General features: G+C 69.5%; 7 protein-coding genes. 4 read left to right on the forward strand and 3 right to left on the reverse strand.

Going from position 1 to position 26,687, the window contains the following annotated elements; all coding sequences use genetic code 11:
• Nucleotides 1–101: 101 nt before the first annotated feature.
• From J2Y49_RS27760 to J2Y49_RS27770, 3 genes are all read left to right on the forward strand, one after another.
• Entirely contained in the window at nt 102–1,790 is a 1,689-nt protein-coding gene (locus J2Y49_RS27760; RefSeq protein WP_310118616.1) for a GMC family oxidoreductase, read from the forward strand.
• 51 nt (nt 1,791–1,841) lie between these two features.
• On the forward strand, nt 1,842–2,432 hold the full coding sequence (locus J2Y49_RS27765; RefSeq protein ID WP_310118618.1) for a mismatch-specific DNA-glycosylase: 591 nt from the start codon (nt 1,842–1,844) through the stop codon (nt 2,430–2,432).
• Between the two features lie 112 nt (nt 2,433–2,544).
• Nucleotides 2,545–3,063: a hypothetical protein gene (locus tag J2Y49_RS27770; protein WP_310118619.1), complete on the forward strand. Its 519-nt coding sequence runs from the start codon at nt 2,545–2,547 to the stop codon at nt 3,061–3,063.
• A 10-nt stretch (nt 3,064–3,073) separates the two neighbouring features.
• On the opposite strand, the gene J2Y49_RS27775 is transcribed toward J2Y49_RS27770, so the two are convergent.
• Nucleotides 3,074–5,326: a xanthine dehydrogenase family protein molybdopterin-binding subunit gene (locus J2Y49_RS27775; RefSeq protein ID WP_310118621.1), complete on the reverse strand. Its 2,253-nt coding sequence runs from the start codon at nt 5,324–5,326 to the stop codon at nt 3,074–3,076.
• A 3-nt stretch (nt 5,327–5,329) separates the two neighbouring features.
• Entirely contained in the window at nt 5,330–5,791 is a 462-nt protein-coding gene (locus J2Y49_RS27780; RefSeq protein WP_014249905.1) for a (2Fe-2S)-binding protein, read from the reverse strand.
• 183 nt (nt 5,792–5,974) lie between these two features.
• Here J2Y49_RS27780 and J2Y49_RS27785 point away from each other — a divergent pair, with 183 nt between their 5' ends.
• A complete protein-coding gene (locus J2Y49_RS27785; RefSeq protein WP_310118622.1) occupies nt 5,975–6,889 on the forward strand; it encodes a LysR family transcriptional regulator in 915 nt (304 codons plus the stop codon).
• A gap of 59 nt (nt 6,890–6,948) precedes the next feature.
• On the opposite strand, the gene J2Y49_RS27790 is transcribed toward J2Y49_RS27785, so the two are convergent.
• On the reverse strand, nt 6,949–26,664 hold the full coding sequence (locus tag J2Y49_RS27790) for a calcium-binding protein (RefSeq protein ID WP_310118623.1): 19,716 nt from the start codon (nt 26,662–26,664) through the stop codon (nt 6,949–6,951).
• Nucleotides 26,665–26,687 lie beyond the last annotated feature (23 nt).

Here is a 26,687-nt window from a genome sequence, read left to right on the forward strand (position 1 = left end):
AGTAGTGCGGCGCGCCGGGGGTATAGCCGAATGCGTGCTCGGCCTAGGCTACGTGTCCGGGGCAAGAAGGGACGGCTTATATCCCTGGTACGGAGGCCAGTTTGCTTCGTGACGCCCGCCATGTCCTGAACGGCACCCATATCGATTGCGACCTGTGCGTGATCGGTGGTGGCGCCGCCGGCCTGACCATTGCGCGCGAGCTGGCCGGCAGTTCCTGCAGCGTCGTCCTGCTCGAAGGCGGCGGACTGGAGGTCGAGGGCATCTCCCAGGCGCTGTATGCCGGCCGCAACGTCGGCCTGCCGTATGAGCGGCTGACCACCGCGCGCAGCCGCTATCTGGGCGGCAGCACCAACTGCTGGGGCGGATTCTCCCGCCCGCTGGAGCCGGGGGATTTCGCCGAACGGCCCTGGATCCCCGGCAGCGGATGGCCGATCCCACGCGAAACCATGATGCCCTATTACGAGCGCTCGCAGAGCGTGCTGGGCCTGGGTCCGTTCGACTACGACAATGATTTCTGGATGGAGCGGGTCGGCGGGCCGAAGGCGGCGCTGTTCCCGGTGGAAGACGGGGGCGGAGACGGCTTCGAGAACCGCGTCGCCCAGCTCAGCCCGCCGATCCGCATGGGCGAGGCCTACCGCGCGGAGATCGGGCGCGCCGCCAACATCACCGCCTTCCTCAACGCCAACGTCACCGGCCTGGATACCAACCCGACCGCCACCGCGGTGGAACGGGTTCAGGTCCGCACGCTGGACGGACCGAGCTTCACCGTCGGCGCCCGGCTGTTCGTTCTGGGCTGCGGCGGCATCGAGAATGCGCGCATCCTGCTGCTGTCCAACAAGGTGCAGGCGGCGGGCCTGGGCAACGGCAACGATCTCGTCGGCCGCTACTTCGCCGACCATCCGCGCTTCAAGACACCGCCGATCCGCCTGACCCAGCAGGGGCGGCACCGCACGCTCTACGACGTCAGCCTGTGCCTGGCGCGGCGGCGGCTGCGCCGTCCGCATCCGTCGGTGGCGCTGGCGCTGTCGCCGACGGCGGAGCTGCAGGAACGCCACGCGCTGCCCAATTCCCGCACATATCTGGTCGCCTCCTACCATTCGGGGGCGCTGGACGCCTTCAAGGCGATGCGCGACCTGCGGCTCCTGCCCTCGCGCCACAGCTGCCGGCGCTTCGGCGTGTCGGAGGACGAGGCGGTGAGCCTGCTGCGCAATGCCGGCCCGCGCATCCTGCGCAGCATGCCGCAGCTCGCCCATGCCCTGTTCGACAGCATCATCGATCCGGGCTGGCTGTCCCGGCGCTTCACCCTGGAAACGGTGCTGGAGCCGGTTCCCAACCCCGACAGCCGGGTGACGCTGGACCATGCCACCGACCCGTTCGGCTGCAACCTGCCGCGGGTGGACTGGCGGCTGACCGAGCAGGACCGACGGGGCGCGGCCGAGACCCAGCGCCTGCTGCGCGAGGATCTGCTGCGCCGCGGCCTGATCAAAACGGACGGGCCGCAGGACGAGCCCGCAGAAGCGACGATGGCGGATGTCGGCTGGTGCTGGCACCACATGGGCACGACGCGCATGCACGAATCGCCGCGTCACGGCGTGGTCGATGCGGAAGGCCGTGTGCATGGCGTCGGAAACCTCTACATCGCCGGCAGTTCCGTCTTCCCCACCATGGGCGCCGACCACCCGACCATGACCATCGTGGCGCTGGCCTTGAGAATGACCGACCGCATCCTCGCGATGCTGCAGGACGAACGGAGCAGTCCGCCTGCCCCCGCGGTCGCCGCCTCGCTTTGAGCGGGGCGGCGGAGTCCTATATTTCCTCTCCCTGCGGAGAGGAACCGACCGATGGACCTGTTCGACGATGTTCCGGCCCCTTCCCCGGAAGGGATGCCGCCTGCCGCCGGACCGTTGCCCGACATCGTGGCGCCGGGGCTCGATTGCCTGTTCGTGGGCTTCAACCCCGGCCTGCGGTCGGGCGCGCTCGGCCACCATTATGCCGGGCGCGGCAACCAGTTCTGGCGCCTGCTGTTCGAGGCCGGACTGACCCCGCGCCTCTACCGGCCGGAGGAGGACGCCACCCTGCCGGCCATCGGTCTGGGCTCCACCAATCTCGTCGCCCGCGCCACCGCCAGCGCCGCCGAGCTGTCGCGGGCAGAGTTGCGCGGCGGAGTGCCGCGGCTGGCACGGATCGTCGCCTTCGTCCGGCCACGGGTGCTGGCCTATACCGGCAAGGGGGTCTATCTGGCGGCCACCGGCCTGCCCGACGCGCCCTGGGGCGTGCAGGAGCGCGGGCTGTTCGACGGCATCGCCGACGTGGCGGTGCCGTCGCCGAGCGGCCTCGCCCGCCTGCCCTTCGAGGAAAAGCTGCGCTGGTTCCGCGAAGTGCGGACGGAGATCGAGCGGCGGCGGTCCGCTACGTCCGCAATTCCTGGCTAGTCGGTAGAGATAACTGTCCTGACGGGGTGTATCGGCCGGGAGCGGGCGGCTGCGGGGGGCAATCCCCCTGCCCCGGCAAATCTCCGGGAAAGGCGAGGATGCGGAAACGGCCTTGAGCCATGCTGTGCGCCGCATGACCGCCATCGACCGACACAGCATCCCTCACGACCCACTGCCCGCTCCCGAGACCGTTATGGTCGCCCGGCGACTGCGGCGGCGCCTTTGGACGGTGCTGGCGCTGGCCGTCCTGCTGCTGGCCGGGGTTCTGGGCGCGGCCTGCCACCTCACGGTGCTGACGCCCGCCATGAAGGCGGCCACCGCCGCCGCGGACCCCTGGGGACCGCAACTGCCCCGGCCATCCCTTCCGGCCATCCAGTCCCAGCGGATCGCCCGGCTTCTGCGCATCGAGCCGCCAGGCAAAAAAGAACCGGCTGAGACCTCCGTCGCCGCCGGTCCGATGCGGATCGATCCCGCAATAAAGCTGCTGGTGGATCAGGGCTGGCCCGGCCGCCGCCCGGCGGCGATTCCCGCCGCCACGCGGACAGCCGGCATCGCCCCGTCCCCGCAACCGATCTCAGCCCAACCGGTCCCCGCCCAACTGACGGCGGGAACCAAGCCGGCTTCGCCTTAGCTGCCCCGTCTCAGCTGACGATGCCGCCGCGGCTGAAGGGAAGCGTCTGCTGCGGCTGGCCGGTCACCGAGAAGACGGCGTTGGCCACCGCGGGCGCGGCGGTCGGGACGCCGGGCTCGCCGGCGCCGGTCGGCCGTTCGCCGGACGGCACGATGTGCACCTCCACCGCCGGCATGTCCGACATCCGCATCGGCAGGTAGCTGTCGAAGTTGGCCTGATCCACCACGCCATCGGTCATGGTGATCTCGCCGCGCAGCGCATGGCCGATGCCCCAGCCGGTGCCGCCCTCCATCTGCGCCTTGACGATGTCCGGGTTGATCACCTGGCCGCAGTCGATGGCGACGACGACCCGGTCGACCTTGACCTGACCCTTGGCGTCGACCGTCACGTCGGCGACATGGGCGACATAGGTGTTGAAGCTCTCATGCACGGCGACGCCGCGGCCCTTGCCCTGCGGCATGGGCTGGCCCCAGCCGGCCTTCTCCGCCGCCAGCTTCAGCACGCCGGCCAGACGCGGATGGTCCTTCAGCATCTCCAGCCGGAAGGCCACCGGATCCTTGCCGGCCGCCTTGGCGAGCCGGTCGATCATCACCTCCTTGGAATAGGCGGTGTGTGTGTGCCCGACCGACCGCCACCACAGGGTGGTGACCGGCGAGGCGACGGTGTGCGCGTCCACCGCCAGATTCGGCACGGCATAGGCCATGTCCGAGGCGCCCTCGACCATCGTCGCGTCAACGCCGTTCTTGACCATCACTGCCTCGAACGGCGTGCCGGCCATGAAGCTCTGGCCGACGATGCGCTGCTTCCAGGCGACCAGGGCGCCCTTGGCATCCACCGCGGCCTTGATCCGGTGCAGGAACAGCGGGCGGTAGCGGCCGCCCTTGATGTCGTCCTCGCGCGTCCAGACCAGATGCACCGGCGCCTTGGGATAGGCCTTGGCGATCATCACGGCTTCGGCGATGTAGTCGGCGTTGGTGGTGGCGCGCCGGCCGAAGCTGCCGCCGGCCCATTGGGTCTCGATCTTCACCTGCTCCGGCTTGCAGCCCAGGATGTGGGCGGCGACCATCTGCTCGACGCCTTGGAACTGGGAGCCGGCCCAGATGGTGCAGCCACCCTCTGGGTTCAGCGTCACCACGGCGTTCAGCGGCTCCATCGGAGCATGGGCGAGATAGGGGAAGACGAAATCGCCTTCCACCACATGGCCGCCCTTGGCGGCGGCCTCGGCGAAGGCCTTGTCGGCGTCGCCCTTGCCGGCGGCGACCGCGCCCGGCTGGTCGGCCAGCTTGCGGTAGTCGGCCAGCATGGCGTCGGTGCCGCGCATCTCGGACTTGGCATCGTCCCAGGTGACCGTCAGCGCCTCGCGGCCCTTCATGGCGGCCCAGGTGTTCCTGGCGATCACCGCGACGCCGACCGGCAGGCTCACCACCTCGATCACGCCCGGCACCTTACGGGCCGCCGCGTCGTCGACGCTCTTCACCATTCCGCCGAAGCGCGGGCTGCGGGCCAGAACCGCCGTCACCTGACCCGGGCGGCGGATGTCCATGGCGAAGATCGCGGTGCCGTTGGTCTTGCTGATGTGGTCCAGCCGGTGCAGGTCCGGCTTGCCGATCAGCACATAGTCCTTGGGGTCCTTCAGCTTGACCTGCTGCGGCACGGGCAGCTTCGCCGCCGCCTCCGCCAACTCGCCGAAGGTGAGGCTGCGGTTGCTGGCGGCATGGCGGACGACGCCCTTCGACACCGTCACCTCGCCGGCCGGCACGGTCCAGCGGGCGGCCGCGGCGGCGACCAGCATGGCACGGGCGGCGGCACCGGCCATCCGCAGCTCGTCCCAGCTGTTGGCGATGGCGGTGGAGCCGCCGGTGCCCTGGATGCCGAAGAAATGGTTGGCGTAGAGCTTGTTGTCGGCCGGGGCGAAGGCGCCGCGCACCTGGGCCCAGTCGGCGTCCAGCTCCTCCGCCACGATGGTGGCGAGGCCGGTAACGATGCCCTGGCCCTTGTCCAGATGCTTGGCCAACACGGTGACGGTGTTGTCCGGCGCCACGATGACGAACAGCTGCGGGCGCGGGTCGGCCGGGCCGACAGTCTTCGCCGCGGCCTCGGCGGCCAGCGCCGGCAGCGGCACATGCGCGCCGATGACCAGCGCGCCGGCCCCGGCGCCGATGGCCTTCAGGAAACCGCGGCGCGACGGGGCGGGCAGCGGCTTCAGCGCGAGGGGTTCGCCGAACCCATTTTGGGCGGCCTGACGGATCAAATGATGCAGCATGGATCAGGCCCTCATCGTCTGGGCGGCATCCTTGATCGCCGCGCGGATGCGGACATAGGTGGCGCAACGGCAGACATTGCCGTCCATCGCCGCGTCGATGTCCTGGTCGGTCGGGTTCTGGTTGTCGGTCAGAAGCGCGACCGCGCTCATGATCTGGCCCGACTGGCAATAGCCGCACTGGACGACGTCCAGCTTCTGCCACGCCGCCTGGACGGCCTGCGCCGCCTTGCCCTTCACGCCCTCGATGGTGGTGACCTTGCTGTCCGGCCCCAGCATGCCGACCGGGGTTTGGCAGGCGCGGGTCGGCGTGCCGTCGACATGGACGGTGCAGGCGCCGCACTGGGCGACGCCGCAGCCGAACTTGGTGCCGGTCATGTTCAGTTCGTCCCGCAGAACCCACAGGAGGGGCATGTCCTCGGGCACGTCGACCTGACGGTTCTCGCCGTTGACGTTGATGCGAATCATGGCTCTTGCCTCTTTCTCCCTGAACGGAACCGCCGGAGTGTGGTGACGACGAGTCCGTTGCCCGGTTGCGGGCGTTGGCTACGAATTGGAGATTTCTTGATTGTTGGCTGCTGGGTCAGCTCTGCCTCGACAGAATACACCGTCTAGTGCACAATGAAGTAGGCGGCTTTGGTTCATATCGTCATGAAGGCAATTCATAACCCGGCGCTCGACCTGAACCTGATCAAGGTGTTCGACGCGCTGCTCGAAACCCGCAACGTCTCCCGCGCGGCCGAGGCGCTGGGCGTCAGCCAGTCGGCGGTCAGCCACGCGCTGGGCCGGTTGCGCACGCTGGTCGGCGATCCGCTTTTCGTGCGCACCGGCAACCGGATGGAGCCGACGCCCCGCGCCCAACGGCTGGCGGAGCCTCTGCGCGACCTGCTGGTCGGCGCCGCCCGCGCCCTGTCGGCGGAGGAGGATTTCGACCCTCATCGGGAGGAACGGAGCTTCAGCATCTCCACCCCCGATTCCATGCAGGCAGTTCTGCTGACCGGCATCCTGCGCGATGCGGCGGAGGGAGACCTGCGGGTGTCGGTGGCTCTGCGCAGCCTCGATCCCGACGCCATGCTGGATGCGCTGGACGACGGCACCCTCGATCTGGCGATCGGCTATTTGCCGGAAGTACGGCGCTGGCATGACCGGCAGGTCCTGTACCGGGAGACCCATGTCTGCCTGTACAACCCGGATCTCGTGCCGGTCACTCCGCCGATCGGGCTGGAGGATTACACCCGCTATCCGCACCTGATGCCGTCGCTGCGCGGCGGCCTGACCAGCTTCATCGACGACGAACTGGCCGCACTCGGCACCCGGCGGCGCGTTGCCGCCTCCACCACCCAATTCCTGGCGATCCCCATGATCCTGACGCGGGCGCCGATGCTGACCTCCCTGCCCGCACGACTGGCCAGTCTGTGCGCCGACTCGCTGGGGCTCGCCACCAGCCCCCTGCCCTTCGATGTCGGCGATTACGAGGTGTCGATGATCTGGCATCGCCGCAACACGGGTTCTCCCTCGCACAGCTGGCTGCGCCAGCGCATCGGCGAGGAGGCGGCGAAGCTCTGACGGGAAAAGGAAAAGGGCGCGGGGCGGGATGCGTCACCCACCCCGCGCCGCAACCACCATCAGCGCCAGGCGGCGGTGATGGCGGTCTCGATCTGCGGATAGGCATCGGGATCGATGCTCATGGTGCCGGCCGCCGGCGGAGCGAAGCCCGCCATGGCCTGCACCAGCCGGTCCACCATGGAATCCAGCAGCACGGCCCCGTCGGCCGTCTCGATGCTGTCCATGTGATGTTCGGCGCCGCCGTACCAGCCGGCGATGGTCACCTTGTCCGCCGTGCCGACCACCTGCACCTCCAGGTCGTTGCCCGTCTTGGTGAACCACAGCTGGCGGGCGTCGATGCCGGCCTCGAACACCAGGCGGTCGGTGCCGATGTCGCTGTCATTCTCGACGATGCGGTCCCGGTCGTCTCCGCGTCCGAACCGGTAGATGTCGTCGCCCAGCCCGCCGGCCAGCGTGTCGTCCCCGGCCCCGCCGCTCAGCGTATCGTCGTTGAGGACGGATCTGGACACCACGACGCTGTTGCTGGCGAAGCCGACGATGTCGGCACGCCCGTCGCCGTCGACGTCGGCGGTCTGCCGCGGATAGGTGTTCTGGGTGTTCCAGCCACCATAGCCATAGTCGCTGGTGCCCTGGCGAATCCGGCTGAAGGTGCCGTCCGCCTGACCGAACGACACGTAGGCCCCGTTGCTGGCGAAGCCGACGATGTCCATCCGGCCGTCGCCGTTCACGTCCGCCAGTTGGCGGGGATACTGGTCCTGGGTCGTCCAGCCGCCCGTGTTCTTGGTGAAATTGTCGCTGTAGGCGACCTTCATCGGGGCGAAGGTGCCGTCGGCCCGGCCACGGGCGACGAAGACCTGATCGCCACCGAAACCGACGATGTCGGCCATGCCGTCGCCATCGACGTCACCCAGAAGACGGGGATAGTCATTGTTGTTGGTCCAGCCGTAGCCGGTCGTGAAGCTGCCGTTGTAGGCGAGAGTGACGGTCCCGAAGGTTCCGTCCGCCTGCCCCAGCGCGGTCACCACGCCGGTGCTGGAGAAGCCGACGATGTCCGCCCGGCCGTCGCCGTTCACATCGCCGAGCTGCCGGGGATATTGCCCCATGTTGGTCCAGGTCGTGCCGGAGGTCAGATTACCGCTCAGCGCCGTCTGCGCGGTCGCGAAGGTTCCATCCGACTGACCCTGGGCCACCCGCACCACGCCGCTCGCGAAGCCGACGATATCCATCCGGCCGTCGCCGTTCACGTCCGCCAGTTGCCGGGGATTGATGTTCTGACTGTTCCAGCCGCCGTAGGTGGGCGTGAACTCCCCGTTGTAGGCGACCTGAACCGGTCCGAAGCTGCCGTCCGCCCGCCCCAGGGCGATCTGGACCGATGTGCTGGAAAAGCCGACGATGTCCGCCCGGCCATCGCCGTTCACGTCGCCGAGCAGGCGGGGAACATGATCCTGCGTGTTCCAGGTGACGGAGAAGGCACCGCTGAACACCGTCTTCATCGTATCGAACATGTAGGTGCCGCTTCCCGCCCCGCCATCGCCGACCAGACTGTCGTTGCCGTCGCCGCCTTCCAGCACATCCCGCCCGGTGCCACCCACCAGCGTGTCGGCGCCGGCCCCGCCGGAGAGCCGGTCATCGTCCGCGTCGCCTGCAAGCACATCGTTGGCGTCGCCGCCGTCCAGTGTGTCCTGTCCTGTGCCGCCCACCAGGGTATCGACGCCAACGCCGCCGGCCAGCCGGTCGTCACCCGCACCGCCGGTGAGCATGTCGTTGCCCTCGCCGCCGTCCAGGCTGTCGTCACCGTCGCCGCCCGACTGGCTGTCGTTGCCGCCGCCGCCCAGCAGGGTGTCGTTGCCGGCCTCGCCATAGGCAATGTCATAGTCGCCGGAGCCGGCAAGATCGTCCCGGCTGTCCAGCAGGTCGTCGCCCTCGCCGCCATGCAGTTCGTCGCTGCCGGTGCCGCCCACCAGCGTGTCGTTCCCGCCGTAGCCGGCCAGCACATCCTTGCCGCCCTGCCCGTCGATCCGGTCGCCGTTGACATAGCCGGCCAGAGCTTCGTCACCGTCGCCGCCGACCGTTTCCAGCCGCAGCGCGGGATCGGACAGCTGCACCTCCGTACCGTCGTGGAAACGGACGGTCTGCAGATAGTTGCCGCCGTCTCCCCCGCCGCTGAATCGGTTGGAGATGACCACCTGTTCCGGCCGGTCGCGGAAGCGCAACACCAGATTGTTGTCGAAGCGTGCGAAATAGAGCTGGTCGGCTTTGAATCCCTCGCCGAACAGCAGCGTGTCGTTGCCGCCGCCGCCCAGGACGGTGTCCCGGCCGCCGTCATAGACGACCAGATCGTCGCCGGCGCCGGTGTCGATGGCATCGTCGCCGGCGCCGCCCATCAGGGTGTCGTTGCCGGCATCGCCATAGAGGATGTCGTTGCCGTCGCCGCCGGACAGGCGGTCGCCGTCGGCACCGCCAAAGAGCGTATCGTGACCCAGACCCCCCGAAAGCTCGTCGGCACCGGCATCGCCCTTCAGATAGTCGTTGTCCGCCCCGCCATCGAGGCTGTCGGCCCCGTCGCCGCCGAACTGGGTGTCGTTGCCGGCACCGCCCTCCATCGTGTCGTCGCCGGTGCCGCCCTCCATATAGTCGGTCCCGGCCAGCCCTTCGATCCGGTCGTTTCCGGCATCGCCATACAGGGCGTCGTCGCCGCCGCCGCCGCGCACGGTGTCGTCGCCGTCCTCGCCATAGAGGCTGTCGTGGCTGGCGTCGTCGTCGCTGCTGTCGATCAGGTCGTTGCCGACCCCGCCACGGACCAGATCCCATCCCGCCCCGCCATACAGGCTGTCGTCGCCGCCATAGCCGTGAATGGAGTCGTTTCCGCCGCCGCCGCGGATGGTGTCCGACGCGGCATAGCCTTCCAACGTGCGGGCGGTCGCATCGTCCCGGGTGTCGATGACGAGGCCCGGATCGCTCAGGTCGACGGTGCGCCCGTCGGCGAACAGCAGCGTCTGGAGGTAGTTGGCGCCGTTGCCGGCTCCGCTGAAGCGGTTGGCGACGACGATCCGGTCAGGCTTGCCGTCGAAGCGGATATGCAGGTTGTTGCCGTAGCGTTCGAACCGCAGGTCGTCGCGGCTGAAGCCGTCGTCGAAGGACAGCCTGTCGTTGCCGCCGCCGCCGACCACCGTGTCGGCACCGCCCTGGTAGAGCACGAGGTCGTCGCCGGCCCCGGTCACGATCCAGTTGGCGCCGGCACCGCCGGCCAGCGTGTCGTTGCCGTCCTCGCCATCCAGCGTATCGGCATCGTCGCCGCCGGACAGCATGTCCGCGCCGATACCGCCATACAGCGTGTCGGTCCCGGCCCCGCCGGCCAAGCTGTCGTCGCCGGCCTCGCCGAACAGGTAATCGTTGCCGTCATCGCCATGAAGGGTATCGTCGTCCGCCCCGCCGTGCAGGCTGTCGACGCCCGCCCCGCCGCTCAGGCTGTCCCTGCCGGCATTGCCCTCGATGCTGTCGTTGCCGGCGCCGCCCAGGATCAGGTCTTCGCCGTCGCCGCCATAGAGCGCATCGTTGGCGGCACCGCCATAGAGCGTGTCGTTGCCGGTCTCGCCATAGGCGGTGTCGCCGCTGGCCGTCTCGTCCCGGCTGTCGATCAGGTCGTCGCCGCCGCCGCCGTACAAGGCATCGGCGCCGGCGCCGCCATACAGCGTGTCGTTGCCGCCATAGCCATAGATGGCGTCGGTGCCGCCGTTGCCGCGGATCACATCGCCGACGTTGTAGCCCGCCAGCTCATGCCCGACGTCGCTGTCGCGGGTGGCGATCACCAGATCGGTGCGTGACAGGTCCATCGTGCCGCCGTCGGCGAAGCGCAGGGTCTGCACATAGTTCGCCCCCTCGCCGTTGCCGACCGCGCTGAAGCGGTTGGCGACGACGATCCGCTTGGCCAGGTCGTCGAAGACCAGATGCAGATCCTTGCCGAAGCGTTCCAGCCGCAGGCCCGCCTGGGTGTAGTCCTCGCCGAAGACCAGTTCGTCGTTGCCGCCGCCGCCGACCACGGTGTCGGCACCGCCTTCGTAGAGGATGCTGTCGTTGCCGGCGCCGCCGTCGATGGCGTTGGCGCCCGCACCGCCCGACAGCGTGTCGTTGCCGGTCCCGCCATACAGCGTGTCGTTGTCGGAGCCGCCGGACAGGCTGTCGGCGCCGTCGCCGCCTTCGAAGTAATCGGCGCCGGCACCGCCCGACAGCGTGTCATGGCCGTTCCCGCCATACAGTGCGTCGTTGCCGTCCCCTCCGGTCAGCAGGTCGTCGCCGGCATAGCCATAGAGGGTGTCGTTGCCGCCGCCGCCATCGATGCTGTCGTCGTCCTTGTAGCCGTACAGGGTCTCCGCCGTCGCCTGCCCATGTGTTTCCATCACGATGGTCTGGGCCGACAGGTCGATGGTGCGTCCATCCGCGAACTTAACGGTCTGTACGAAATTCGCGCCATCGCCGTCGCCGCTGAAGCGGCCGGCCAGGACGATGCGGTCGCCGGTGTCGCGGAAGATCAGGTGCAGGTCGGTGCCGATGCGGGAAAGATACATCTGCTCCAGCGTCAACCCGGCCCCCAGTTCGAGCGTGTCGCTGCCGCCGCCGCCGGCGATGCTGTCCACGCCGTCACCGGAGGTGAAGCGGATCAGGTCGTCGCCGGCGCCGCCGTCGATGGCGTCGTTGCCGGCCCCGCCGTCCAGAGTGTCGTTCCCGGCCTGACCGTAGAGATAGTCGGCCCCGGCGCCGCCGTCGATCAGGTCGTCGTCGGCACCGCCATAGACGACGTCGGTGCCACCACCGCCATAGATCGTGTCGTTGCCAGTCCCGCCGTAGGATTGGTCGTTGATTCCGCCGGCGTTCGGATCGTCCCGGTTGTCGATCAGGTCGTCGCCGGCTCCGCCATGCATCTCGTCCGACCCCGCACCCCCACGGATCGTATCGTTGCCGGCACCGCCGAGAATGGTGTCATTGTCGGCCCCACCCGACAGGCTATCGTCCCCCAGACCACCGTTCAGCACGTCGTTGCCAATACTGCCGGAAACCGCGTCGTCGCCGGCAGGTTCGCTGGGGGAGGACGCCGGCAGCGCCCCGCCGAGCCCCCAAGTGGAATAGTTCTGTCCGTTGTCCCAAAGCCATCTTGGGGCACCGCCGATCGGCAACCCATTGACCTCGATGCCGGTCACGATCGCTCCACGTACCCAATAGGTTGTGAAGCGCTCATACTCTTCGTGCACGACTTCCAGCGTCAGGTTTGCGGCGGTCGAACGGTCGGTGACCGTCAGGACAAAATCTTGAACATTTCCGTAATACTGTTGGAAATAACTGTAGTACGCAGTCACCCGTGTATCCAATAGCAGCGTTCCATCCAGCCAAACACGCAAGCGCGGCCAATTATATGCATACGGATTTGCACCCACTCGCAGGCGGATTGTGATGGCCTCGTTACCGGTGGTCGATATTTCATCGCCCCACAGACGGTCTTCGCCATTCCCTGCGTTAAGATCATCATTACCGGCACCGCCGAAGATCATGTCATTGCCGCCACCTCCGAGGATGGTGTCGTTGCCCGCCTCTCCATAGGCGGTGTCGCCCCCGGCCGATCCGGCGGCGTCGGCTCGGTTGTCAAGAAGGTCGTCGCCGCCGCCGCCATAGAATATGTCCTGACCACTGCCACCCGTCAGCGTGTCGTCGCCGTCATAGCCGTAGATCGTGTCGTTGCCGGCCTGCCCGTCGATTGTGTCGCCGACATTGTAGCCTTCCAGCTTCTCGCTTCCGGTGCCACCGATCGTCTGGATCGCCAAATCCTGCCGGGTCAAATCCTCCCGCGATCCATCGGCGAACAGCAGGGTCTGCGCATAGGCCGCCCCGTCGCCGGCACCGTTGAAGCGGTCCTTGACGATGATCTGGTCCGTCCGGCCGGTGAAACGTACATGGAGATCATTGCCGAAGCGGGAGAAATAGAGCGTCGCCTTGTCGAAGGACGCATCCAGTTCGATGACGTCGCTGCCGCCGGTGTTGTAGACGATGTCCTGGCCGCCATCGAAACGGATGACGTTGCTGCCCGCTCCGCCATAGAGGGTGTTGTTGCCGGCGCCGCCGATCAGCGTGTCGTCGCCGGCATCGCCATAGAGCGTGTCGTCCCCCTCGCCGCCGTCCAGCCTGTCGAGGCCGTCGCCGCCCTCCAGCCGGTCGACACCGGTGCCGCCGGCCAGCGTGTCGTTCCCGGCCCCGCCATAGAGCGTGTCGTTGCCGGCCCCGCCATCCAACGTGTCGTTCCCGCCATAGCCATGGATCGTGTCGTTGCCGTCCACGCCCTGGATCAGGTCGCCGACATTGTAGCCCTCCAGTGTCTCAGACGCCGCGGTCGCCAGGGTTTCCAGCTTCAGCGTCGGATCGGTCAGGTCCACCTCCTGCCCGTCGGCGAACTGGACGCGCTGGACATAGCTCGCCCCGTCGCCGGCACCATTGAAGCGGTTCTTCAGCACGATCTCGTCGGCCGCGCCGCGGAAGCGCAGATACAGGTCGTTGCCGAAGCGGGCGAAATAGAGGTCCTCCCGCCTCAATGCGGTGCGGATCTCCAGAACGTCGTTGCCGCCCGCGTTGGTGACGGTGTCGCGCCCGCCGTCATAGCGGATCACGTCGTCGCCCAACCCGGTCAGGACGGTGTTGGTGCCCGCCCCGCCTTCCAGAGTGTCCGCGCCGTCGCCGCCCTGAAGGCTGTCGTTGCCGTCGCCGCCTTGCAAGCTGTCGGCGCCGGCGTTGCCCTCCAGCCAATCGTTGCCGGCATTGCCCTCCATCCGGTCGTCGCCGTCTCCGCCGGCGAAGGTCTCGCCCGCATCGCCGCCCAGGATGGTGTCGTTCCCCGCCTCGCCATAGGCGACATTCAGCGCGGCGCCGGTGCCGGTGTCGTCCCGGTTGTCGATCAGGTCGTTGCCGTCGCCGCCGTAATATTGGTCTTTCCCAGCGCCGCCGATCAGCGTGTCGTCGCCGGCCCCGCCGGTCAGGCTGTCGTTGCCGTCGCCGCCCTGCAGCAGGTCGTTGCCGTCGGCACCCTCCAGCCGGTCGTCCCCCGCCCCGCCGATCAGCGTGTCATTGCCCGCATCGCCATAGAGCTGGTCGTTGCCGGCCCCGCCATCCAACGTGTCGTTCCCGCCATAGCCGTGGATGCTGTCGTTGCCGCCCACGCCCTGGATGAGGTCGCCGACATTGTAGCCCTCCAGCGTCTCAGACGCCGCGTTCGCCAGGGTTTCCAGCTTCAGCGTCGGATCGGTCAGGTCCACCTCCTGCCCGTCGGCGAACTGGACGCGCTGGACATAGCTCGCCCCGTCGCCGGCACCGGCGAAGCGGTTCTTCAGCACGATCTCGTCGGCCGCGCCGCGGAAGCGCAGATACAGGTCGTTGCCGAAGCGGGCGAAATAGAGGTCCTCCCGCCTCAATGCGGTGCGGATCTCCAGAACGTCGTTGCCGCCCGCGTTGGTGATGGTGTCGCGTCCGCCGTCATAGCGGATCACGTCGTCGCCCAGCCCGGTCAGGATGGTGTTGATGCCCGATCCGCCTTCCAAGGTGTCGGCGCCGTCGCCGCCCTGAAGATAGTCGTTGCCGGCACCGCCCTGCAGGCTGTCGGCACCGTCGCCGCCATTCAGGCTGTCGTCGTCGGCATCGCCGGACAGGCTGTCGTTGCCAGTGCCGCCTCCGATGGAATCGTTGCCGGCGCTGCCAAGGATCAAGTCGTCGCCCGCTCCGCCGTAAAGCTGGTCAGCGTCGTCACCGCCTTCCAGCGTGTCGTTGCCGTCGCCGCCTTCCAAGCTGTCGGCGCCGATGCCACCGATCAACCGGTCGTTGCCGTCGCCGCCGAACAGAGCGTCGTTGCCCGATCCGCCGTCCAGCAGGTCGTCACCGCCATAGCCACGGATGGTGTCGGTGCCGCCCAGTCCGCTGATGGTGTCGTTGGCGTTGTACCCCTCCAGCGAGTCGTTGAACTCGCTCGCCACCGTTTCCAGCACCAGGGCGGGATCGGTCAGATCGGCGCGGTCGCCATTGGCGAACAGCACGGTCTGGACATAGCTAGCCCCGTCGCCGGCCCCGGCGAAGCGGCCGGTCAGAATCACCTCGTCGCTGCGATTGCGGAAGCGCAGATACAGGTCGTTGCCGAAGCGGGCGTAATAGAGATCGGCCTTGGTCAGCCCGCCGCCGATCTCCAGCACGTCGGCGCCGCCTTCGTTGGTGATGGTCTCGCGCCCGCCATCGAAGCGGATGATGTCGTTGCCGGCCCCGGTGAACAGCCTGTCGGTGCCGCCGCCACCCACCAGCGTGTCGTCGCCGTCGCCGGCCAGCAGACTGTCGTCGCCGTCATCGCCCTCCAGCAGGTCGTTGCCGTCCCCGCCATCCAGCGTGTCGTTGCCGATGCCGCCCAGCAGGCTGTCACTGTCGGCGCCGCCGGACAGGAAGTCGGCGCCGTCGCCACCGGACAGGGAATCGGCTCCCGCCTCGCCATAGAGGCTGTCGTTGCCGGTGCCGCCGGAAAGCAGGTCGTTGCCGATGTCGCCATACAGGGCGTCTGCTCCGTCGCCGCCCTCCTGCACATCGTCGCCGCTGCCGGCATAGAGGCGGTCGTTGCCTGCACCGCCGTCCAGGCTGTCGTTGCCGGTATAGCCGTGAATGGTGTCGTTGCCGCCCTGGCCGCGGATGATGTCGCCGACGTTGTAGCCTTCCAGCGTCTCGCTGGCGTCGGTCGCAACCGTTTCCAGCGCCAGATCCTGCGCCGTGACGGCATAGTCCGTGCCGTCGGCGAAGCGAAGCATCTGCACGAAGCTGGTCCCGTCGCCCGCCCCGCTGAAGCGGCCGGTCAGGACGATCTGCTCCGCCGAATTGCGGAAGCGGATGTAGAGATCGTTGCCGAAGCGCGCGAAGTAGAGGTCGGCGCGGGCGATGCCCGGCCCGATCTCCAGAACGTCGCGGCCGCCCTCGTTGGCGATGGTGTCGCTGCCGCCGCCAAAACGGATCAGGTCGTCGCCGGCCCCGCTGGAGAGCGTGTCGTTGCCGGCGCCGCCGGCCAGCGTGTCGTTGCCGTCCCGGCCATAGATGGTGTCGGCACCGGTGCCGCCATCGATGCTGTCGTTGCCGTCCTCGCCATCGATGCTGTCATTGCCGCCGCCGCCGTCGATGCTGTCATTGCCGGTACCGCCCACTAGGATGTCGGAACCGCCGCCGGCCAGGATGGTGTCGTCGCCGTCGCGGCCCAGGATCACGTCCCGTGCGCCATCGGTGCCGGGATCGTCGCGACCATCGATCAGGTCGTCGCCCATCCCGCCGTCGATCGAATCCGATCCGGTGCCGCCGATCAGCGTGTCGTTGCCGGCATAGCCCAGGATCGTGTCGTTGCCCGCCGTCCCCTCGATCCTGTCGCCGACATTGTAGCCCTGCAGATACTCCGCCGCGGCGGTCGCCACCGTCTCCAGCGCGATGTCGGTGCGGGTCAGCTCGAAGCTGGTGCCGTCGGCGAAGGCCAGCCGCTCCACGAAGCTGGTCCCGTCGCCCGCCATGTTGAAGCGGCCGGTCACCACGATCTCGTCGGCCGGCCGGCCGCGGAAGCGGATGTGGAGATCGTTGCCGAAGCGCGCGAAATAAAGGTCGCCATAGCCGATGCCGGGACCGAATTCGATCCGGTCGAAGCCGGCGCTGTCCAGGATGTAATCGCGGCCGTCGCCGATGCGGTAGACATAGACGTCGTTGCCGGTGCCGCCGTCCAGCGTGTCGTTGCCGATGCCGCCGATCAGCGTGTCGTTGCCGCCGCCGCCGCTCAGCCGGTCGTCGCCGTCCTGGCCCAGCATCACGTCGTCGGTGGCCGTCCCGGTCAGCAGGTCGCCGCTGCCGCCGCCCAGCATCGCCAGTTCGCCCAGCGGCATCGTCGTGCCGTCGGCGAAGCTCAGCCCGGCCAATCCACTGGTGCCGTCGCTGGCGGAGAAATGGTTGACGATGCGGACCTGCCACCCGGTGGCGCGGACCTGCACGATCAGGTCGCCGCCGGAGCGCGTCAGCACCACGTCCTTCCAGTCGAGGCCACTGGGCATCCCCACGATGTCGCCGCTGCCGGGGAACACCATCAGGTCGGTGGCGATGCTGTCGAAGCGGAAGACCGACGGCCCGTCGCCGCCGATGAAGACGTTGCCCGCCCCCAAGTTCCACGGCGCGCCGGCCGAGAAGGTGACCTGATCCAGCTGGTTCCGGAAATGGTTGACCACCAGCACGTTGACCGTGCCGTCGGCCGACAGGATGCGCAGGTCGTCATGCTCGCGCACCAGCCGCAGGTTCGCCGGGGGAATGCCCGCGGTGAAGGCCAGCCGGTTGTCCTCGCCCGCCGGGTGGATCGTCACCGGGCCGCTGTTGGTCGCCACGCTGTAGCTGTTGTTGCCGCGGCTGCCGATCAGGATGCCGTTGCCGGCGACCGTCCAGTTCTGCCCGTCCGCATAGGCGATGGTGGCAAGGCCGGAGCCGCTGCCCGCCACCCCGGTGGGGCCGAAATGGTTGACCGCCACCAGATCGATGCTGCCGTCATCGGTGAAGATGTGCAGGTTGACGCCGTCCCGCTCCATCCGCACCAGCGCCGGATCGACGCCGGGACCGAAAGTCAGCCGGTCGGTGCCGCCGCCGGCGAAGACATATTGCCGGCCCTGGCCGGGAAGCACGGTGAAGTCGTCCGTTCCCTGCTGGCCGAACATCACGTTGTCGCCGAAGACGTCCAGTGTGACGCCGCCGCTGAAAGTGACGGCGTCGAGCCCGCGCGACAGGCCGTCGGTGGGTGCGGTGAAGTGGTTGACCACGCGCACCGTGCGCCCGCTGCCGATGAAGACCACGACCAGATCGACGCCGTCCTGCCGCAGGGTCACGTCGCCGGGCGAGACGTCGGGGCCGAAGTCGATCTGGCTGCCGCCGCCGCCGGCATGGATGATCTGGCTGGCCGGCCCGGTCCTGCCGATGGTGAAGCGGTCGCCGCCCCCGCCGCCGATCAGCGTGTAGGGCGACGACAGGTCGAAGGTCCGTCCGTTGGGGAACTCCAACTGGCCGACGCCGCCGAAATAGTTTAGGACGGTCACCACCTGCTGCGTGCGGTCGATGAAGATCTGCAGGTCGGAGCCGGTGCGGATCAGCCGCACCTCCGTGCTGTCGATGTCGTCGAAGACCACGCGGTCGCCGCCCTCGGCATAGATGGTCTTCGACCCGCTGTCCTCGCCGACCAGGAAGACGGTTCCGCCGGGGCCGCCGAACAGCAGCCCGTCGCCTGTCAGCGGCAGGACAGAGCCGTCGGGACGCTTCAGCGACTCCATCGGCGTGCCAGCGAAATGGTTGACGATGGTCAGCGCATCCGCGGTGCCGTCGATGGTGATGCGCAGATTGTCGCCGACGCGCGCCACGCGGATCTTGGATCCGTCCACCGTGTCGACGAAGCGCAGGGTGTCGTCGCCGATGCTGTCGGGATAGACGATGACGTCGCCCATGCCGCGCTGGATCACGAACTCGTCATGGCCGGTGCCGCCGATCAGCACCCGGCCGCCCTGGATGTTCCAGGTGGTGCCGTTGTCGAAGACCAGATCGCCGATGCCGTTCATGGCGAAATGGTTGACGACGATCATCTCGTTCGGCTGGCCGACGATGCTCAAATGCAGGTCGTTGCCGACACGCACGACGCGGGTCTTGCCCGGGTCGGCGTCGATGGACAGATGCTGGCCGGGCGCACCGGGATAGATGAACATCGGACCCGCGGGGATCGTCTCCGCCCCGGCGCCGCTGATGAAGACATTGATGCCGGCAATCGGCCAGACGACGCCGTTGGGGAAGACGATCTCGGGGATCGTCACCACCCCGCCGGTGGCGAACTGGTTGACGATGGTCATGCTGTCTGTGCCGGCGGTGACCCGCAGGTCGTTGCCGATCCGGGTCAGCCGGACGGTGGACGGGTCGATGCCGGGCGCCACCTCGATGCGGTCGCCGCCGCCCTGGCCGCCGCCGCCATAGACCACGACATTCCCCATGCCGGGCGACAGGACGAAGCGGTCGGCGCCGTCGGTGCCGATGCGGGCATTGGGGCCGCCGACCGTCCAGACCTTGCCGTCGGCGAAGGCGATGTCGCGCGCCTCGTTGCCCAGGAAGTGGTTCAGGACCTTGACCCTGTCGCTGCCGTCGCGCATGACGATCTCGAGATCGTCGCCGTCCCGCCGCACCAGCGTGTTCAGGCTGTCAAAGCCGGTGCCCAGCCGCAGGCGGTCGCTGCCGCCGCCGGGGAAGAGCGAGACGTGACCGATGCCCGGCTGGGCGGTGAAGGTGTCGGTGGCGCTGGTGCCGACCATCAGGCCGGCGCCCCAGATGTTCCAGGTGTCGCCGTCGATGAAGCGCAGCGTGTGCACCCCGCCGCTCGCCCCGCCGGAGAAGTGGTTCAGCACGGTCAGCTTGTCCGGCAGCGTGCGCAGGCCGATCACCAGATCGTCGCCCACCCGCTGCATGGTGACGCTCGCCTTGTCGATGCCGGGACCGATGAGGATCAGGTCGTTGCCGCCGCCGGGCAGGATCGACTTGGCGCCGCCGCCCAGCGTCAGGGTGTAGCTGTCGTCGCCGGCCCCGCCGATCAGCATGGCCGGATCGGACAGGTTCCAGAAGCGCCCGCCGGCATAGACGTTTTCAAGCAGCGACGCGCCCCAGCCGCCGGCGAAATGGTTCAGCACCGTGACCTTGTCCGCCGTCCCCTTCACCGAAATCACCAGATCGTCGCCCTGGCGGGTGAAGCCCAGCGCGGCGGCGCCGATGGCGGCGGCGACGTTCAGCATGTCGACGCCCTTGCCGGCGAACAGGGTGACGGCGCCGTCGCCCGGCTTGAAGGAGAACACGTCGCCGGTGTCGCCGCCGATGCGGAACCCGGTGCCGGGGTCCAGCGGCCACACCGTGCCGTCGGCGAAGCTCAGGCTGCGCAGCACGCCGTTGCCGGCGCCCGTGTCGTTGAAGTGGTTGAGCACCACCACCCGGTCGGTGCTGCCGGCGATCTGGATCACCAGCTTGTCGCCGTCGCGGCGCAGAGCCACCTGCGACGGGGCGATACCGGCCGCCAGCGCCAGCCCGTCGCTGCCGCCGCCGGTCGCCAGCACGCGCTCTCCCAGCCCGGCGCCCAGCTCCACGCTTTCGTCGGCGGCGGTGCCGGCGATCAGGCGGGTGTTGTCGATGGCCCATTCGGTGCCGTCGCCGAAGCGGATCGTCCGGTAGCCGTCCGGATTGCCGTCGAAATGCTGCTTGATCACCCAGGAATCGGTGCTTCCCTCGTAGGAGAGTCGCAGGTCGTCGCCCTCGCGGCTCAGCCGCATGCGGTCGGGGTCGACGGTCAGCGCGAAAGCGACGGTATCGGCACCGGCGCTGCCGTAGAGCGTCGTCTGCCCGCCATCCAATCCGAACACCACGCGGTCGTCGCCGCCGCTGCCGATCACCACGTCGTTGCCGCGCACGCGCCAGCGGGTGCCGTCGGCCAGCTCGACCGCCTCGACCCCGCCATTGCCGGCGCCGGCCAGCGCCTCCGCCGAGAAATGGTTGAAGAGCAGCAGCGAGCGGTCGGTGCCGGCGATCCGGATCTCCAGGTCGTCGCCCTTGCGCGACAGACGCAGGTCGTCGGCGGTCACATCGTCACCGAAGCGGATGACGTTGACGCCGGCATCGGCATGCAGGCTGTGGCTGCCGAACCCCGGTTCGATGGCGACGGTGTCGTCGCCGGTGCTGCCCAGCAGCAGGTCGTCGCCCCACACCGGCCAGACCACGCCATCGGCGAACTCGATCCGGCGGACGCTGCCGTCGCCTGCCCCGGCGGCTCCATTCGCGGCGAAATGGCCCATAATGGTGACGCGGTCGCGGGCATAGCCGTCCTCTCCGGCCGGACCGCCCTGGGCGTCGAACAGGACATGGAGGTCGTCGTCGATCCGCACCAGATGCGCGATCTCATGCCGGAAGCCGGAGCCGAACCGCACCGTGTCGTTGCCGCCCTCGCCGAACACCACCACATGGCCGGCACCCGACGGCGCGGTGAGCACGTCGTCCCCCGCCGTGCCGGTGACCACGAGGTCGCCGAACATCCGCACGCCGTCCTGGACATAGACCGTGGTCGTGCCGCGGCTGTACCGGTTGTAGAGGACGGAGCCGACGGTCTCGGCACCGCCGCGCTTCCAGCCGGATTCCTTGAAAGTCACCAGATCGTCGCGGTTGCCGGTGACGTAGAGCGGTGCGCCGCCGGTGTCGGTGAGAATGCCCTGCTCGTTCAGGATCAGAACCTGGCGGCCGGAATGGGTCAGGTCGACCATCTCCAGGCCGTGAACCCCGCCGACATCGGCGCCGGTCACGACCAGCCGTTCCCCCTCGAAGCGAAGCGTGTCGAAACCGCTGCCGCCGTCCAGGCTGGCGAATCCGTCGTCCAGCACCCGCAAGGTGTCGTCGCCGGCCCCGCCGGACAGACTGTCGGCGCCGCCGCGGCCGTCCAGATAATTGGCGGCGCCGTCGCCGGTCAGGCTGTCGGCCAGCCCGGTGCCGATCAGGGTCTCCACCCCGTCCAGACGGTCGCCCTCGGCATGGCCGCCGCGGCCGATACCGGTGGCGAGGTTGACCGATACCGCCGCGTCTGACGCCGAATAGTCGGCGGTGTCGATCCCCGTCCCGCCGCTGAGCGTGTCGGCGCCGGTCCCTCCGAACAGGGTGTCGTTGCCGCTGCCGCCGCGCAGGCGGTTGGCCCCGGCATCGCCGGTCAGCCGGTCGTCGGCGACCGAGCCGGTCAGGTTCTCGATCCCGATCAGCCCGTCGCCCGCGGCATCGCCGCCTTCCGCCGTCCCGTCGGCAAGGCTGACCGTCACCGCCGCCGCTGAACCGGTGTAGTCGGCGGTGTCCGATCCGTCGCCGCCGGTCAGCGTGTCCGCCCCCGCGCCTCCGCGCAAAATGTTGTCCTGCCCGTCGCCGGTCAGCAGGTCGGCGCGGGCGGAGCCGATCAGGTTCTCCACCCCGATCAGCACATCCCCCTCCGCCGTGCCGCCGAGCCCGGTTCCGGCCGCCAGATCGACCGTCACCGCCGCCCCGGACGCCGAATAGTCGGCGGTATCGCTGCCGGTGCCGCCGATCAGCGTGTCGGCGCCGGCACCGCCCACCAGCGTGTCGTTTCCGCCCGCCCCGTCCAGGATGTTGGCGCCGCCGTCGCCGGTCAGCCGGTCGCCGAAGGCGGAACCGGTCAGGTTCTCGACGCCGGTCAGCCGGTCGCCCTGGGCGTCGCCGCCCGAACCGCTGCCGCTCGACAGGCTGACGGACACCGCGGCGGCCGAGGCCAGATACTCCGCCGTGTCGATGCCGTCGCCGCCGATCAGCGTGTCCGCCCCGCCCAGCCCGGCCAGCGTGTCGTTGCCGCCGCGCCCGTCGAGCCGGTTGGCGTTCGCATCGCCGGTCAACCGGTCGTCCTGGTCGGAGCCGGACAGGTTCTCGACCCCCGTCAGCACGTCGCCTTCGGCATCGCCTCCCGAACCGATGCTGGCGGCGAGGTTCACGTCGATGCCACCGGTCGAGGCCGCATAATCGGCGCTGTCGATGCCGTCGCCGCCGATCAGCGTATCCGCCCCGGCGCCGCCGGACAGCCAGTCGTCGCCGATGCCGCCGTCCAGCCGGTTGCCGCCCGCGTCGCCCGACAGGCTGTCGCCATGGGCGGAGCCGGTGACGTTCTCGATCCCGGTCAGCACATCGCCTTCGGCATCGCCGCCGGAACCGCTGCCGGCCGCGAGATCGACGGTGATGCCGCCTGCCGATGCAGAGTAGTCGGCGGTGTCCGTCCCGTCGCCACCGGTCAGCGTGTCCGCCCCGCCCAGCCCGGCCAGCGTGTCGTCACCCGCTCCGCCGTCCAGCAGGTTGGCGTTCGCGTCACCGGTCAGCCGGTCGTCATGGGCCGAGCCGGTCAGGTTCTCGATCCCCGACAGCAGGTCGCCCTCGGCATCGCCGCCGAGACCGGTCCCGGTCGACAGGTCCACCGCCACCCCCGAGGCAGAGGCCGAGTAATCGGCAAGGTCGATGCCGTCGCCGCCAACCAGCGTGTCGGCGCCGTCGAGCCCGGCCAGGGTGTCGTCTCCGCCGGAGGCGTCGAGGCGGGTGGCCCCGGCATCGCCGGTCAGCCGGTCGGCGAAGGCGCTGCCGGTCAGGTTTTCGATGCCGGTCAGCACGTCGCCCTCGGCGTCGCCGCCTGTCCCGGTGCCGCTCGACAGATCGACGGACACGCCGCCGGCCGACGCCGAATAGTCGGCAAGGTCGATGCCGTCGCCGCCGATCAGCGTATCGGCGCCGGCAAGCCCGATCAGTGTGTCGTTGCCGCCCCGGCCGTCAAGCCGGTTGCCGGCCGCATCGCCCACCAGCAGATCGTCGTGATCGGAACCGGTCAGATTCTCGATCCCGGACAGCAGGTCACCCTCGGCATCGCCGCCGGCCGCCGTTCCCGCCGCCAGATCGACGGACACGCCGCCTGCCGATGCCGAATAGTCGGCGGTGTCCGTCCCGTAGCCGCCGGCCAGCGTGTCGGCGCCACCGGCCCCCGCCAGCGTGTCGTCGCCGGCCCCGCCGTCCAGCAGGTTGGCGCCGCCGTCTCCGGTCAACCGGTCGTCATGGGCCGAACCGGTCAGGTTCTCGATCCCCGACAGCACGTCGCCCTCGGCATCGCCGCCGCTGCCGGTGCCGGCCGCCAGATCGACCGTCACGCCGGTATCGGAGGCAGAATAGTCGGCGGTGTCTGTCCCCTCGCCGCCGGCCAGCGTATCCGCGCCGCCGGCCCCGGCCAGCAGGTCGTCGCCCGCGCCGCCGTCCACGCGGTTGGCGCCGGCATCGCCGGTCAGCCGGTCGCCGTAGGCCGATCCGATCAGGTTCTCGACGCCGGCCAGCCGGTCGCCCTCGGCATCCCCGCCGGACCCGGTGCCGGCCGCCAGATCGACAGTCACACCCGCGCCGGACCCGGCATAGGTTGCGGTGTCGATGCCCTCGCCGCCGTCGATCGCGTCGGCGCCGCTGCCTCCGTCCAGCAGATCGTCGCCGGCCCCACCCGACAGGCTGTCGTCGCCGGCCCCGCCGGCCATGCTGTTGTCGCCACCGTCGCCGGCCAGCGTGTCGGCGCCGCCGCCGGCCAGGATCGTCTCGACGCCGGAGACATGGTCGGCCATCCAGCCGCCATGGCGCACCTCGCCGCTCTGCAGGTCGATGGAGATCGCACCGGTCTCCGCCGAATAGTCGGCGATGTCGATGCCGTCGCCGCCGATCAGCACGTCGTTGCCGCCGCCGCCCTTCAGCACGTCGTTGCCGGCACCGCCCAGCAGGGTATCGGCGCCCAGCCCGCCGGTGAGCGTGTCGTCGCCGTCGCCGCCGTCGAGATGGTCGCCGGTGTAGTCGGCGCCCACCGTCAGCCGGTCGTTACCGGCCCCGCCGATCAGCGTGTCGCTGCCCAGGCCGCCATCCAGCGTGTCGTCGCCGGCCCCGCCGTCGAAGCGGTCGTCGCTCCACACGCCGTCGCCGTCCGTCACCAGATCGTCGCCGTCGCCGGCAGCCACCATGTCCCGGCCGCCACCGCCGACGATGGTGTCGGAACCGCTGCCGCCGTCGATGGTGTCGTCGTTCTCGCCGCCGTCGATCCGGTCGTCGCCGGCCCCGCTGCGGATGCTGTCCGCCCCGATGCCGCCGAGGATGAGGTCGTTCCCGCTGCCGCCGTCCAGCATGTCGCCCACGTCGCCGCCCAGCAGCGTGTCGTTGCCGCTGCCGCCATAGAGCCGGTTGGCGTCGGTTCCGCCATCCAGCAGATCGTCGCCCATCCCGCCATACAGCAGGTCGGCGCCGCTGCCGCCGAACAGGCTGTCGTTGCCGGTTCCGCCGTCCAGCGTATCGTCCTCGCTGCCCCCGTCCAGCGCATCGTTGCCGGAGCCGCCGAACAGACGGTCGCTCTGCGATCCGCCGCGCAGCGTGTCGGCACCCGACCCGCCGCGCAGGGAATCCTCGCCCCAATCGCCGGCCAGCAGGTCGTCGCCAGCCCCGCCCAGCAGCGTGCCGCCACCGCCGCCGCTGCCCAGCGTGTCGTTCCCGGCACCGCCGTCGAGAGTCTCCGCCTGCCAGTCGCCCATCATGGCATCGTTGCCGCCGTCCTGCGCCTCCGCCGCCTCCAGCGCCCGTTCCTCGGCCGGCGACAGCCCGTCGATGTCGGCGGCACCGTCGTTGCGGGTCGCGGTCACGCCGATGTGGAAGACCCGGTCGGTGGCAAGCCCTCCGGCATCGGTGGCGCGGACGGTCACCGCATGGGCGGGAGCCTGCGCATAGTCCAGCGCGGCCCCGGCGGCGACGGACAGAACCCCGGTCGCCGCGTCGATGGCGAAGCGCCCGCCGGCATCGTCGGCAAGGCTGTAGGTCAGCGCGTCGCCATCGGGATCGCTGCCCCGCGCGGTGCCGACGACGGTCCCGGCCGGCGCCTGCTCGGCGACGGCGGCATCCTCCAGCGTCACGGCGGACGGCGCGTCGTTGACGCCGGTCAGCGTGACGGTGACGGTCTGTGCGGTCACCCCGCCCCGGCCGTCCGACACGTCGATGCGGAAGCTGTCGGAGCCGGCATAGTCGGCATTGGGCCGGTAGGTGAAGCGGCCGTCGGCCTCCAGCACCAGCCGGCCATGCGCCGGACCGGCGCCGACGCCGTAGGTCAGCGCGTCGCCGTCGGGATCCACCGCGCCGACCGAGCCGGTGACCTGCATGTCCTCCGTCCCGGTCAGCGCCTGATCGGCGGCGACCGGCGCCCGGTTGGGCGCCGCGACGACCATCCCGGCCAGATCGGCGACCGCCACCGGCCGGCCGTCGACCGTCACCTCCAGCGCGTTCCAGTTGTTGGCGGCCACGCGGATCGCCTGACCGGTGAAGGCCTGTCCGTCGTCGCCGTGCAGACGGATGAAGTCTGCGAGCTGGACGAGATCGGCCGCGACCGCGGCGGTCACCTGGCCGGCGGTCAGCGCCACGCGCAGCCGGTCATAGCCCGCCCCGCCGTCGAGCGTGTCGTTGCCCGCCTGATCCGACAGCACATGGTCCAGCGTGTCGTCGCCTCCGCCGGCGCGGACCAGATCGGTCCCGGCGCCGTCGGCCAGCCGGTCGGCGCCAAACCCGCCGGTCAGCGTATCGTCGCCGTCGCCGCCGTCCAGGGAATCGCCGCTGTAATCGTCGCCCACCGTCAGCCGGTCGTTGCCGGTCCCGCCGATCAGCGTGTCGCTGCCGTATCCGCCTTCCAGCGTGTCGTTGCCGGCCCCGCCGTCGAAGCGGTCGTCGCTCCACACGCCGTTGCCGTCCGTCACCAGATCGTCGCCGTCGCCGGCGGTCACCACGTCCCGGCCGCCGCCGCCGAGGATGGTGTCGTTGCCGCTGCCGCCGTCGAGGGTGTCGTCGTTCTCCCCGCCATCGATGCTGTCGGCCCCGTCGCCGCCGGAAATCAGGTCGTTGCCCGTCCCGACGGAGATCACGTCGTTGCCGGCCCCGCCGTCCAACGTGTCGTTGTTGCTGCCGCCCAGCAGCGTGTCGTTGCCCGTCCCGCCGAACAGGCTGTTGGCTCCCGACCCGCCGTCCAGCCGGTCGTCGCCGTCGCCACCGTCCAGCCAATCGTTGCCATCGCCGCCCAGCAGCGTGTCGTTGCCGGCCCCGCCGCTCAGCGTGTCGGCGCGCCAGTCGCCGGTCAGCAGATCGTCGCCGTCGGTGGTCACGGTGCTGGTCATGGGCTTGTTCTCCGGAAATGTCG

The organism is Azospirillum sp. BE72 (assembly GCF_031455875.1).
Lineage (GTDB): Bacteria > Pseudomonadota > Alphaproteobacteria > Azospirillales > Azospirillaceae > Azospirillum.